This is a genomic window from Streptomyces sp. NPDC053076 (genome assembly GCF_044546845.1).
Taxonomy (GTDB): Bacteria; Actinomycetota; Actinomycetes; order Streptomycetales; family Streptomycetaceae; genus Streptomyces.
On the sequence record NZ_JBITZL010000008.1, the window covers coordinates 37,433 to 49,724 of the forward strand.

The following is a 12,292-nucleotide window of genomic DNA, read 5'->3' on the forward strand; positions in this document are numbered from 1 at the left end:
CGTTCGCGAGGACCCGCCCCCGAAAACACCTCAGGCGCCGGCGGCCCTGGCCGGGCCGGGGACGTTACGGAAGCGGAACGGCTCCGGTTCGCGGCCGGCCTGGACGAACCAGCACTCCCCGGTACCGTCGCCGGTCACGATCCGCAGCACCGTGTCCGCGACGGCCTCGGCCGGGATGACCGGCAGACCCTGCTCGGAGAGCATGCCGCGCAGGTGGTCGATGATGCGCGACTCGGCGAACCCCGGGCAGACCGCGTTGAAGCGCACGTTCTCCGGCGCGAGGGCCGGCCCCAGGGAGCGTGCGAGTCCCACGACCGCGTGCTTGTTGGCCGCGTACAGCGGATCGAGTGGCACCGCCGCCAGGCCCGCCAGGGAAGCGGTCGCCACGATCGACCCACCGCCGCGGGCCCGCAGCGCGGGCAGCACCGCGTGGGTGCCGAAGACCACGCCGTCGAGGTTCGCGCCCATCGCCCGGCGGTAGCGTGCCGGGTCGAAGTCCTCGCCGACGCCGCATCCGGTCGCCACCCCCGCATTGAGCAGCGCGATGTCCACACCGCCGTACCGCTCCTGGGTGAACTCCACCAGAGCGCGGTTGGCGTCGAGGTCGGAGACGTCACAGGCGCGGAAGTGGCCCCCGACCATGTCGGCCACCTCCCGCCCGCCCTGCGCGTCGAGGTCGGCGACGACCACGCGCGCGCCCGCCCTCGCCAGTGCCAGCGCCGAGGCCCGGCCCAGTCCGCCGGCAGCGCCGGTGACGATCGCCACCTTTCCCTGGAGCGGGACGCCGTCCCTGTGCTCCTCCCGCACGGCGACGGCCCCGCTCCGCCCGGCGGTCATGCCAGCTCCAGCACGAGCTTGCCGACGTTCTCGCCGTGGAAGAGCATCCGCAAGGTCGCGGGGAAGTCGTCGACGGTGCCCCTCACCACATGTTCCTTGACCTTGATGCGGCCGGCGCTGATCCAGGCCGAGATCTCCTGCGCGGCCTCCGCGTAGCGCTTGGCGTAGTCGAAGACGACGAAGCCCTCCATGCGGGCGCGACGCACCAGAAGCGAGAGGTAGTTGGAGGGGCCCTTGACCGGCGTGGCGTTGTTGTACTGGCTGATCGCGCCGCAGACCACGACGCGCGCGTGCATCGCCAGCCGGGTCAGGGCGATGTCGAGGATGTCCCCTCCGACGTTGTCGAAGTAGACGTCGATGCCGTCGGGGGCATGCTCGCGCAGTCCCTTCTTGACGTCTTCGGCCCGGTAGTCGATCGCCGCGTCGAAGCCGAGTTCGCCGGTGAGCATGGCGCACTTCTCCGGCCCGCCGGCGATGCCCACGACGCGGCAGCCCTTGGCCTTGGCGATCTGGCCCGCGATGGTGCCGACCGCGCCGGCGGCCCCGGACACCACGACGGTCTCGCCCTCCTGCAGCGCGCCGACGTCCAGCAGGCCGAAGTAGGCGGTCATGCCGGGCATGCCCAGCGCTCCCAGGTACGTCGAGGGCGGGGCGAGGGAGGTGTCGATCCTCATGGCGCCCCGGCCGTCGGAGACCACGTACTCCTGGACACCGAACGTGCCGACCACGTGGTCGCCGGGCCGGAAGCCCGGGTGGTTCGACGCGGTGACCTCGATGACCGATCCGGCGCGCATCACCTCTCCGATGCCCACGGGCGGCAGGTAGGAAGGACGGTCGTCCAGCCAGCCCCGCATGGCCGGATCCAGGGAGATGACGCGCGTCCGGCCCGCGAACCGGCCCGGGCCCGGTTCCACGAGCGGTTCGGAACGGTGCTCCCAGTCCTCGGGTTTCACTTCGCCCACGGGGCGGGCTGCCAGACGGATCTGGCGGTTGGACGTGGACATCACGCCTCCTGTCGTTATGGCTTCCCGCGACCATACCGACCAGTAGGTACGCCTGTGGCAGTGATGTTCCCCACAGATCATCCATGCGTTCAGGGACCTAGGGTCCCGGGGAGCGACCACCGGCTCCCTCCGCCCGTCGACCGAGTGCGCATCGAGCCGAAACCGTGACTCTCGGCGGGCTTATCCCGCATTCCAACCAGTCGGTATCGTGCGCCGTCACACCGATGCCTCACCGCCACCTCCCACGGAACCGAGCCGCACCGGAAGGCCATGCGATGACACACCCCGACGACCACCGGTACCCGCCGCCAGCACCGCCGGGATGGACGCAGCCGTGGAGCGAGCCCCCTGGCCACGCCCCTCGGCGCGGGCCGTACGGGCGCGATCCATGGCAGGCGTCGTACGGACACGACGTCCCGCAGGACACCTCGGACACCTCGTACGGGTACGACGCCCCCTCGTACGACTCGTTCGGGCAGGCCGGGCAGGACTCCCCGCACCCGCACGCCCCCCACCCGCACGGTGCCGACCTCGCCGCCCTCCGCTCGGCCTACCGAGTGCTCCGCCGGGTCTCCACGCTCACCGCGCTCGGCTCTTTCGTGGTGTACGTGGTGCTGTCCTGCTGTGCGCCGGACCTGATGGGCTCTCAGATCGCCGGGGAGCTGAGCCTGGGAATGGCCCTGGGGATCCTCCAGCTCTTCGTCACCTTCGCGGCGGTCTTCTGGTACGGACGCAGCGCACGGCACTCCGTGGACCCGCTGGCGCGGGCCGTCAGGGAGCGGACGTTCCGGCCGGGCCGGGATGCCGGGGTGGCGGGATGAACGACTACGGCTCAGGGACGCAGGCAGTCGTCCTGGTGCTGTTCAGCGCCCTGGTGACCCTCACGCTGCTGATGTGTGTGATGGCGGGGCCGGACCGCGACGACCTGACGAACTTCTACACCGGCTACCGCTCGCTCACCCCTCTCAAGAACGGCCTGGCGATCGCGGGCGATTACATCTCCGCGGCCACGGTGCTGAGCACCACCGGCATCATCGCGCTCGCCGGATACGACGGTTACGTCCTGGCGGTCAGCACCGCCCTGGCACTGGTGCTGCTGATGTTCCTGCTGGCCGAGCCACTGCGCAACGCCGGCAGCTTCACCATGGGCGACGTCCTGGCCCGCAACATGCCCGGGCGGGCCGTCCGCATCGCCTCCTGCGTGGTGACGCTCTCGGCAACGCTCCCCTTCCTGGTCGTCCAGCTCTCGGGGGCCGGGTCGCTGCTCACCTTCATCCTGGGCATGTCGCACGAGGCCGGCGCCAGGACCGCATGCATCGTCCTCGTCGGCAGTCTGATGATCATCTATGCGGCGATCGGGGGCATGCGGGGCACCGCGCTCGTCCAGATGATCAAGATCGTGCTCCTGCTCGGCACCAGCATCACCGTCGCCGCCCTGGTCCTCAACCGCTTCGACTGGAGCCCCGGCGAGCTGCTCCGGGCCGCCGAGCGCGGCAGCGGAACGGGCCCGGCCTTCCTCAAGCAGGGCCTCCAGCTGGGTACATCGGCAGCTCAACGGCTTGACTTCGCCAGTCTTCAGATCACCGTGATCCTCGGCGCGGCCTGCCTGCCGCACATCACGATGCGGCTGTACTCCGCGCGGGACGTGCCCGCCGTGCGCCGCTCCATGTCGTGGGCGGTCGGTACGGTCACCACGTTCTGCCTGCTCGTGATCATCATGGGTACGGGCGCGGCGGCCCTGGTGGGATCGCAGTACATCACCGCGGCCGATCCGCACGGCAGGACGTCGGTGCTCATGCTGTCCCGTGCGCTCGGCGGCGGCGCCGGCTCCGCGGGCACGACGGTTCTCTACGCGGCCATGGCGGGCACGGTGTTCATCACCCTGCTGTCCTCGGTGGCGGGGATGACCCTGGCCGCGGCCTCGTCACTCGCCCACGATCTGTTCGCCCATGCGCTGCGGCGGGACCGGGCGGCGCCGCGTACGGAGATGACGGTGGCGGCGTGGACGAGCGTGGCGGTGGGGACCGTCGCCGTCCTGCTCTCCGTCCTGGTCCAGAACTGGGACGTCGGTGTCCTGACCACGCTGGCGATCTGCATCGGGGCATCGGCCGTTGCTCCCGCGTTGACGTACTCCCTGTTCTGGCGGGGGTTCACCCGCACCGGCCTGCTCGCCGGCCTGTACGGGGGCACGGTCTGCGCGCTGGTGCTGATGGTCTTCTCCAAGGCGGTCTCGGGCACGCCGTCCGCCGTCTTCCCGAACGCGGACTTCGACTGGTTCCCCCTGCAGTCCACCGGCCTGGTCTCCATCCCGTTCGGGTATCTGGCGGGCTGGCTGGGCAGCCGTCTGGACCACCGACGCCGCGGCGCCGAGAGTCGCGAGAACCGGCGGCTGTACGAGGAGAGCGAGGCAAGGCTGCTCGCCGCAGCCGAGTGAGGACGGCAGCGGGGCGGGCTGCTCGAGCGGCCATGGCGCCGCCCCTGCAGCCCGCCAGGGCCCCGGATCCTGATGCACGGCACGGACGTCAGGCGAGTGTGCCGGTCAGTGATTGTTCGGTCCACACCGTCTTGCCGTCGCGGGTGTAGCGGGTACCCCAGCGTTCGGCCATCTGGGCCACCAGGAACAGGCCACGCCCACCCTCGTCGGTGGTGCGGGCGCGGCGCAGATGTGGTGCGGTGTGGCTGGTGTCGCTGACCTCGCACACCAGGCTCCGTTCACGGATCAGCCGCAGGGTCGCGGGGCCGCCCGCGTACCGGTAGACGTTCGTGATCAGTTCGCTGGCGATCAACTCGGTGGTGAACGCCAAGTGCTCCAGACCCCATTCGGTCAGCTTGGCCGTGGTCAATGCCCGAGCCCGGGCCGCGCTGGCAGGCTCCAGCGGCAGACGCCAGGAAGCGACATCGTCCGGTGGCAGCATGCGGGTGCGGGCGATCAGCAGCGCGACGTCGTCACTGGGGCGCGATGGCACGAGCGAGTCGACCACCGCTTGGCATGTCCGTTCGAGAGCGTCCGCAGGGCGGGTGAGCGCTGCACACAGTTTGGTCAGGGCGGTGTCGACATCGACGTGGCGTTCGCCGATGAGTCCGTTGGTGTACATGCACAACACGCTTCCCTCGGCCAGTTCGATCTCCCGGGCCTCGAACGGCAGGCCGCCCAGGCCCAGGGGCGGGCCGGCGGGCAGATCCAGCGGAGCCACCTGTCCGTCCGGGGCGGTCACCACCGGCAGCGGGTGACCGGCGCGGGCCACGGAGCAGCGCCCGCAGACCGGGTCGTACACGGCGTACAGGCAGGTGGCGCCCACGACCTGCTCGCCCACGGGCCGTTCGCCGGCTGCTTCCTGTTCGGCCGCCAGGAGGCTGACCAGGTCGTCGAGACGGGAGAGAACCTCGTCCGGTTCCAGGTCGAGACTGGCGAGCGTGTGTACGGCGGTACGCAGCCGGCCCATGGTGGCGGCAGCATGGATGCCGCGTCCCACCACGTCCCCGACGACGAGGGCGACCCGGGCGCCGGACAGGGGAATGACGTCGAACCAGTCGCCGCCCAGGCCCGGAGCGGCGCTGGCCGGCAGGTACCGCAGGGCCACCTCGACGGCCGACTGGTCCGGAACCGCCCGGGGCAGAAGGCTGCTCTGCAAGGTGAACGCGGTCTGCTGCTGCTGGGTGAAGCGCCGGGCGTTGTCGATGGCCACGGCAGCGCGCGAGGCGAGCTCCTGGGCGAGGGTGAGATCGTCCGCCTCGAAGGGATCGGGGCGGCGCGAACGCCACAGCGTCATCACGCCCAGCACCAGGCCACGTGCGGCAAGAGGTACCACGATCAGCGAGTGGGCGCCCAGGTCCGGAGCGTGGGTCCCCTGGCGGCCTTCCGTGGAGAACCAGTCGGGCGGGAGAACCGGTTCCAGGACGGGCCGCCCTTCGGCCAGGCATGTGGCCTGGGGTGTGTCGGACCCGAACTCCACCGGCTCGCCCTGGGGGTGGGGCGGGCTGAGTTGCCGGGCACCGACGCTGCAGGCCCCCACTCGTCCCAAAGGTCCTGCCAGGGCCCGCGTCAGTTCCTCACCGCGCGTCACCGGCTGAAGCAGGTCCACCGACGCATGGTCGGCGAGGTGAGGCACCATCACCTCTGCGAGTTCCCGGGCGGTCTCCGCCACGTCGAGGGTGGTGCCGACATGACTGCCGGCCTGGTCGAGCAGCGCGAGCCGACGCTGGGCCCGATGGCGTTCGGTGATGTCCTCGATCAACTCCGCCACACCCAGGACGCGGCCGGAGGGGTCCTCCATCCGGAAGGACGAGACCATCGCGACCCGCTCCCGTCTCGGATCCCGCTCCAGGCGAACGAACTGCTCCGAGTAGACCAGCGGTCTTCCGGTCTCCAGCACCTGGCGCACACGTTCCACGGCCTTGCGTGCGTCATCGGGGACGAGGAAACAGCCGGTGGGCAGCCCGCGGAAGTCTGCTGCCGGGACGCCGGTGACGCGTTCGATGGCCCGGTTGACCCGGAGAAGGCGCAGGTCGGGGCTGTGGACGACCAGGCCGACCGGGCTGCGGCGGCACAACCCGTCGAGAATCGCGCGGTCTCTTTGCCACTCCAGGACGTCAGCCGCCGGTGCGCCGGTGAGGATCCACTCACGGACCCGGTCGTCGCGTGCGAGCGCATGGGCCCTGACGCCCATCTCCACCGGCCGCCCGTCGCGGTGCCGCACCTTCAGCACCCCGAACCAGCCGCCGGCTCTCCGGCATGTCGCCGCGGCCTCCCTGGCAGCCGGCAGATCGCGAGGATCGACAAGGACCTCGAATGCCCGGCGACCGACCACGGCCGCGTCCGGATGGCCGAGCAGTTCCTGCGCCCGCCGGCTCCATCCGACCACGACTCCCTCGTCGTCGAGCACCGCCGAAGCGACAAGGTGCGGGGCGAACGGATCGTCGTGGCCTTCGCTGAGTTCCGTCATCCGCTTCTCCACCGCTGGACACCGGCCCTTGCACAAGGCCACCGATCGCCTATTGAAACCCCGGTGGGAGCCGTGGCCTCGCCCGCCGCACGGCACGGCGTGGCGTAACTGAGGGATGACGGCAGGCACGGCGCCACCACAAGATCGCGCCATGAGCAGGTCCTGCCGGCGCTTCCGCCTCCAGTGGGCGCGGATAGCGGTCGAGCAGCAACTCGGCGAGTTCCCCTTCGGCGACGACCGCCACCCGCCAGGACAGGTCGCTCAGGTCGTACACGCCGCGCAGACCGTGCGTACGGGCGGGCCGGGCGGGCGTGGGGTTCGACCTCGTCCACCCGCACACCGCTCGGCCGCCAGGGCACCGCCCGGGAAGTGGACGGACGGTTGACCGCCGTCCGATCACTGGGGTCCCAGGCCGGTTGACGGTGCGAGGGCGGTCCCGGGTCAGGGCATCGGCGGGGACCGCCCCCCGCCGGCTCACTTCGTGAGCGGGCCGAACTCCTTGCGGGTGTCCACCGGCTTGCCGAACAACTGCCACCGCTCGCCCTTGAACCGCATCAGCTGCATCGTCTCGATCGGGAAGTCGTCGCCGTGGCCCGTGGACAGGGTGACCCCGGGCAGCAGCATGCCCACCTTCACATCGTTCAGATTGCGCACCGCGTCCCGCAGCCCTTCCCTGGTCGGGCACTTCATCGCGTCCAGGGCCTGGTGCAGACTGGAGGCGACGGCCCAGCCGTAGGCGTTGAACTGGTCGGCCGGGTCGGCGCCGGGGGCGTACCTGTGCAGAGCGTTCGTGTACGTCCTCACCTCGGGGTCGTCCGCCCACTGCGGGTCGGCAGGGTCCTTGAAGTAGGTCGCCGACACCACCCCCTGGACGTTCTTGAAGCCGACGGGCCGGAGCACGGCGGCGGACGAGGCCACGTTGTTCACGATGTGCAGCGGGTTCCACCTGGTGTTCCTGGCGTCGGCGGCGAGGGCCTGGCTGCCGAACTTGGGCGTGGTGATGTCGAGCAGCACGTCCGCCCTGGAGCGGGCGAGGCTCGCCATCTGTGCCGACACGGAGGGGTCGGTGACCTCGTAGCTCTCCGCGGCGACCACCTTGACGCCGCTGCCGGCGACGGCCTTCTTGAACCCGCCGAGCAGGTCCTTGCCGAAGTCGTCGTTCTGGTAGAGGACCGCGACCTCGGCGTCCGGCTTCTCGTCCTTGAGGTACTTGGCGTACACCCGGGCCTCGGCCACGTAGTTGGGCTGCCACCCGATGGTCCAGGGGTGCTGGTCGTCCGTGCCCCAGAGGGAGGCTCCCGTGGCGACGAAGGGCTGCGGCACCTTCCGCTGGTCGAGGTAGTCCCACACGGCCGCCGTGGACGGGGTGCCCAGAGTCTGGAACACGGCGAAGACCTTCTCCTGTTCGACCAGTCTGCGGGCCTCCTCGACCGCCTTGGGCGGCTGGTAGCCGTCGTCGCGGACGACGAACTCGACCTTGCGGCCGTCTATGCCGCCCTTGTCGTTGACGTACTTGAAGTAGGCGGCCACGCCCTTGCTGATCGTGCCGTACGCGGAGGCAGGTCCCGACAGTGGGTAGATCCCGCCCAGCTTGACGGTCTTGTCGGTGATGCCGGTGGTCTGCTGGCCCTTGCAGGCGCCACCGGCGGCGGTGTCCTGGGCGTCCTGCCCTCGCCGGCTGCTGCAGGCGGTCGCGGTGAGCAGAGCGGCGGTGACGGCGGCGGCCGCCCGCAGAGCGGTGGTGTTGCGCATGTCATTCATTCCTTTTCCGTGCGGGGCGGTGCGCCCACGGGTTCGGCATCGGCAAGTGCCTGGTCCGCGGGGGCGAGGGTCGCGGAGGGTTCGCAGGACGCCACGGCCGCGGAGGGTTCGGAGGACGCCTGGGACTTCGGCTCCGCATCCGGCGCGGACACGGCCTGGGACTTCGGCTCCGCATCGGGCGCGGACTCGGCCTGGGACTTCGGCTCCGCATCGGGCGCGGACTCGGCCTCGGGCGTCCGGCCGGGCACGGCTGTGGCGGGGGGCAGGCGACGGGCGACCGCGCCCAGGACCCGACCCGGCAGACCGGCCAGTCCCGTCGGGGCCACGAACATCACCGCGATGATCAGCAGGCCGAACACCACTCCCGGTGCCGCCTCGCTGACGTCCTGGGACACGCTCGGCACGTACATCATGAACGCCCCGCCCAGCAGGGGTCCGTACAGCGAGCCGAGCCCCCCGACCACCAGGCCGGCCAGCAGGGTGATGGACAGAACGAAGCTGAAGGAGTCGGGCGAGACGAAGCCGATCACCCAGGTGTACAGGCATCCGGCGACACCCGCGAACGTCGCGCTCCACGCGAAGGCGAGGGTCTTGTGCAGCGACAGCCGCACGCCCATGACCTCGGCGGCGCTCTCGTTGTCCCGCACGGCGAGCAGTGCCCGGCCCACCCGGGACCGCAGCAGATTGCGGGCGAGCAGCAGGGCCACCGCGGCAATGGTGAGAACCACGAAGTACATCCACTGGTCCTCGGCCAGCCCGCTCCACGCGGGCGGCTGCGGCTTGTCCACGGTCAGGCCCATGGAGCCGCCCGTCACCGGTTCGAGCCGCTTGAGCAAGGGCGGCAGGAACACCGCGGACGAGAGGGTGACGAGGGCCAGGTACAGCCCACGCAGCCGCAGCGCGGGCACTCCGAACCCGAGGCCCAGCAGGAAGCATCCGGCGGCCGCGGCCGGCAGAGTGGCCAGGTGGCCGGTGTCGTACCGGTCGAGCATGACTGCCGCCGTGTAGGCCCCCGCCGCGAAGAACGCGCCGTGCCCGAGCGAGATCTGCCCGCCGAAGCCGACCAGCAGGTTCAGCCCGGCCAGCGCCACGGCGTACAGCAGCACCATGGTCAGCTGGAAGACCTGGAAGGGGGCGAAGTAGAACGGTGCGCCGACGGCGACCGCCGTCACGAGCAGCACGGTGAGCGCGGCCCGTGGGCGCCGGGCGCGGGCCGCACCGAGTACGGTCGTGATCGTGCTCATGCGCGTTCCACCGCCGCTCGTCCGAACAGGCCCTGGGGCCGTACCAGCAGCACCGCCAGAATGATCACTAGGGGTACGCCCACCTTCAGATCGGCACCGACGACGTCGACGTACGCCCCGGTCAGCGTCTCGGCGACGCCCACGAACAGGCCGCCGACGACCGCACCGACCGGGCTGTCGAAGCCACCGAGGGTGGCCGCGGCGAACGCGTAGATCAGCACTCCGCCCATCATGTTGGGCTCCAGGAACAGCACCGGGGCGACGAGCACGCCCGACACCGCGCCGACCGTCGCGGCCAGCCCCCAGCCGAGCATCAGCACCCGGCTCACCCGGATGCCCGACAGCCGGGCGGAGGAGCGGTTGCAGGCGACCGCCCGCATCACCAGGCCGACGGAGGTGTGCTGGAACAGCAGATACAGCAGGCCCATCACGACGGCCACCACGCCGAGGATCCCGAGCGTCGACCAGTCCATGCGCACCCCGGCCAGGTCGAGTCCGCCGTCGGGGAACGGCTGCGGGAAGTCCTTGACGGTGAACGACCAGATCAGGCCGGCCAGCGCGTTGACGAAGATGAACAGGCCGACGGTGACGATGACCACCGTCAGCTCGGGTGCGTCCTGCACGGGGCGGATGACGACCCGCTCGACCAGCATGCCGCCGGCGAAGGACACCGCGAGGGTGACGGGCAGCGCGAGCCAGAACGGCATCCCGGACGCCACCAGCTGCCACGCGACGTACGTGGACAGCATGGCCAGCTCGCCCTGGGCGAAGTTGACGATCCCGGTGAACCGGTGGATCAGCACCAGGGCCAGCGCCAGGCTGGCGTACACCGCGCCGGAGCCCATGCCCTCCACCAGTTGCTGGAGAAGATCGGTCACGGTGTTCACCCGGCCTTCCGGGAGCGGACGGAGACACCGAGGTACACCTCGGCGACCTGCCCGTCCTCGCGGATCCGTGCGGCCGGTCCGGACAGCACCAGGCGGCCGGCCTCCAGTACGTGCGCCCGGTGCGCGATGTCCAGCGCCAGCTGGGCGTTCTGCTCGACGACGACCACGGTGGTGCGTTCCTCCTCGTTGACGGCACGGACGATCTCGAAGAGCTCGCGGGTGACCAGCGGCGCGAGCCCGAGGGACGGCTCGTCCAGGAGCAGCAGCGCGGGCCGCAGCATCAGCGCCCTGCCGATGGCGAGCATCTGCTGCTCCCCGCCGCTGAGGCTGCCGGCGGTCTGACGGAGCCGCCGGCGCAGCTTGGGGAAGTAGCCGTGGATCCGTTCCAGGTCGGCCGCCACGGCCGCGCGCTCGGCGCGGCCCCGGCGCCGGCGACCGGTGCGCAGGTGGGCGCCGATGCGCAGGTTCTCCTCGACGGTCAGGTCGTTGAAGGTGCCCCGGCCTTCGGGGACATGCGCCACGCCGAGCCTCGCGGCCTGCTCGGGCGAGCGGCCCAGCAGGTCCGTACCGTTCAAGGTGATCGAGCCGCGACCGCGGACCATGCCGCACAGCGCCCGCAGCGCCGTGGTCTTGCCCGCCCCGTTGGGTCCGAGGATCGCGCACACCTCACCGCGGGCGACGGAGAGGTCGAGGCCCTGGAGCACGCGGGCCTGGCCGTATCCGGCGTGCAGGCCGGACACCTTCAGGAAGTCCGGCTCCGCACGCGCCACGGCATCGGTGCGGTCGGTGGTGGCCTCGCTCATGCCGCCACCCCCAGGTACGCCTCGACGACGGCCGGGTCGCGCTGGATCTCCTCCGGCGAGCCCTCGGCGATCTTGCGCCCGAAGTCGAGACACACGATCTTGTCGCACAGGCCCATCACGAACCCCATGTGGTGTTCGACCACCACGAGCGTGAGGTCGAATTCCCCGCGCAACGAGCGGACCAGATCCCCGAACTGGCCGACCTCGCCGTGGCTGAGCCCGTTGACGGGTTCGTCGAGCAACAGCAGCCGGGGCCGTACCGCGAGCGCCCGGGCGAGTTCGACGCGTTTGAGCGTGCCGAACGGCAGCCCGGAGGCGGGGTGGCCGGCGACCTCCGTCAGGCCGAGCCGCCGTAGCAAGTGGTCCGCCTGCTCACGTAGTTCCCTCTCCTCCCGCCGGACGCGGGGCAGCCTCAGCGCCGCGGCGAGGTGGCCGGCGCGCCCCCGGCGGTGGGCGCCGACCATGACGTTCTCCCGGACCGTCAGCCGCGGGAACAGGCCGAGGTTCTGGAAGGTGCGGGCGATGCCGCGCCCGGCCACGGCGTGCGGAGGGAGGGCGAGGAGGTCCTCGTCCTCGAACCGCACCTCTCCCCCGTCGGGGGTGCAGCGCCTGGTGAGACAGTTGAACAAGGTGGTCTTGCCGGCTCCGTTCGGCCCGATGAGCCCCACGGCGGTGCCCGGCTCGACGGTGAACGCGACACCGTCCAGTGCCGTGATCCCGCCGAAGCGCACGGTGATACCGTCAACCGCGAGCATGAGTGACGCCCCTTCCGACGTGCTGGGGGGTGGGCGAGCGTCACAGTAGGTGGGGGCG

General features: G+C 71.1%; 10 protein-coding genes. 2 read left to right on the forward strand and 8 right to left on the reverse strand.

Translation table 11 applies throughout. The features are described from left to right. Window positions 1-30: 30 nt before the first annotated feature. Both ACIGYR_RS28760 and ACIGYR_RS28765 read right to left on the reverse strand, forming a co-directional pair. Window positions 31-837, reverse strand: coding sequence for an SDR family oxidoreductase (locus ACIGYR_RS28760; protein ID WP_399607067.1), 807 nt, complete (start codon window positions 835-837; stop codon window positions 31-33). Continuing rightward, complete coding sequence (locus ACIGYR_RS28765) at window positions 834-1,841, reverse strand: NADP-dependent oxidoreductase (RefSeq protein ID WP_399607070.1); 1,008 nt, start codon at window positions 1,839-1,841, stop codon at window positions 834-836. Before ACIGYR_RS28765 ends, ACIGYR_RS28760 begins: the two co-directional genes overlap by 4 nt. 275 nt (window positions 1,842-2,116) lie before the next feature. On the opposite strand from ACIGYR_RS28765, the gene ACIGYR_RS28770 reads away from it, so the two are divergent. Both ACIGYR_RS28770 and ACIGYR_RS28775 read left to right on the forward strand, forming a co-directional pair. Further along, complete coding sequence (locus tag ACIGYR_RS28770; RefSeq protein WP_399607073.1) at window positions 2,117-2,662, forward strand: DUF485 domain-containing protein; 546 nt, start codon at window positions 2,117-2,119, stop codon at window positions 2,660-2,662. After that, the gene (locus tag ACIGYR_RS28775; protein WP_399607076.1) at window positions 2,659-4,275 is read left to right on the forward strand and encodes a cation acetate symporter; all 1,617 of its coding nucleotides are present in this window, start codon (window positions 2,659-2,661) and stop codon (window positions 4,273-4,275) included. The genes ACIGYR_RS28770 and ACIGYR_RS28775 overlap by 4 nt, the downstream gene beginning before the upstream one ends. Before the next feature lie 88 nt (window positions 4,276-4,363). On the opposite strand, the gene ACIGYR_RS28780 is transcribed toward ACIGYR_RS28775, so the two are convergent. The 6 genes from ACIGYR_RS28780 to ACIGYR_RS28805 form a co-directional block, all read right to left on the reverse strand. Further along, the gene (locus ACIGYR_RS28780; protein WP_399607079.1) at window positions 4,364-6,784 is read right to left on the reverse strand and encodes a SpoIIE family protein phosphatase; all 2,421 of its coding nucleotides are present in this window, start codon (window positions 6,782-6,784) and stop codon (window positions 4,364-4,366) included. A 474-nt stretch (window positions 6,785-7,258) separates the two neighbouring features. Further along, window positions 7,259-8,536 carry an ABC transporter substrate-binding protein gene (locus ACIGYR_RS28785; RefSeq protein WP_399607081.1) on the reverse strand — a complete coding sequence of 426 codons (1,278 nt, stop codon included), beginning with the start codon at window positions 8,534-8,536 and terminating at the stop codon, window positions 7,259-7,261. Window positions 8,537-8,541: 5 nt separating this feature from the next. Continuing rightward, the gene (locus ACIGYR_RS28790) at window positions 8,542-9,789 is read right to left on the reverse strand and encodes a branched-chain amino acid ABC transporter permease (RefSeq protein WP_399607083.1); all 1,248 of its coding nucleotides are present in this window, start codon (window positions 9,787-9,789) and stop codon (window positions 8,542-8,544) included. Continuing rightward, window positions 9,786-10,667, reverse strand: coding sequence for a branched-chain amino acid ABC transporter permease (locus ACIGYR_RS28795; protein ID WP_399607086.1), 882 nt, complete (start codon window positions 10,665-10,667; stop codon window positions 9,786-9,788). The genes ACIGYR_RS28790 and ACIGYR_RS28795 overlap by 4 nt, the downstream gene beginning before the upstream one ends. A 5-nt stretch (window positions 10,668-10,672) precedes the next feature. Beyond that, entirely contained in the window at window positions 10,673-11,479 is an 807-nt protein-coding gene (locus ACIGYR_RS28800; RefSeq protein ID WP_391843816.1) for an ABC transporter ATP-binding protein, read from the reverse strand. Further along, a complete protein-coding gene (locus tag ACIGYR_RS28805; RefSeq protein ID WP_399607090.1) occupies window positions 11,476-12,234 on the reverse strand; it encodes an ABC transporter ATP-binding protein in 759 nt (252 codons plus the stop codon). The genes ACIGYR_RS28800 and ACIGYR_RS28805 overlap by 4 nt, the downstream gene beginning before the upstream one ends. Window positions 12,235-12,292: the final 58 nt, after the last annotated feature.

Bases quoted from the DNA above. Each gene is read 5' to 3' on its own strand.
- ACIGYR_RS28760 (WP_399607067.1), bottom strand. From the start codon at position 837: ATGACCGCCGGGCGGAGCGGGGCCGTCGCCGTGCGGGAGGAGCACAGG.
- ACIGYR_RS28765 (WP_399607070.1), bottom strand. From the start codon at position 1,841: ATGTCCACGTCCAACCGCCAGATCCGTCTGGCAGCCCGCCCCGTGGGC.
- ACIGYR_RS28770 (WP_399607073.1), top strand. From the start codon at position 2,117: ATGACACACCCCGACGACCACCGGTACCCGCCGCCAGCACCGCCGGGA.
- ACIGYR_RS28775 (WP_399607076.1), top strand. From the start codon at position 2,659: ATGAACGACTACGGCTCAGGGACGCAGGCAGTCGTCCTGGTGCTGTTC.
- ACIGYR_RS28780 (WP_399607079.1), bottom strand. From the start codon at position 6,784: ATGACGGAACTCAGCGAAGGCCACGACGATCCGTTCGCCCCGCACCTT.
- ACIGYR_RS28785 (WP_399607081.1), bottom strand. From the start codon at position 8,536: ATGCGCAACACCACCGCTCTGCGGGCGGCCGCCGCCGTCACCGCCGCT.
- ACIGYR_RS28790 (WP_399607083.1), bottom strand. From the start codon at position 9,789: ATGAGCACGATCACGACCGTACTCGGTGCGGCCCGCGCCCGGCGCCCA.
- ACIGYR_RS28800 (WP_391843816.1), bottom strand. From the start codon at position 11,479: ATGAGCGAGGCCACCACCGACCGCACCGATGCCGTGGCGCGTGCGGAG.
- ACIGYR_RS28805 (WP_399607090.1), bottom strand. From the start codon at position 12,234: ATGCTCGCGGTTGACGGTATCACCGTGCGCTTCGGCGGGATCACGGCA.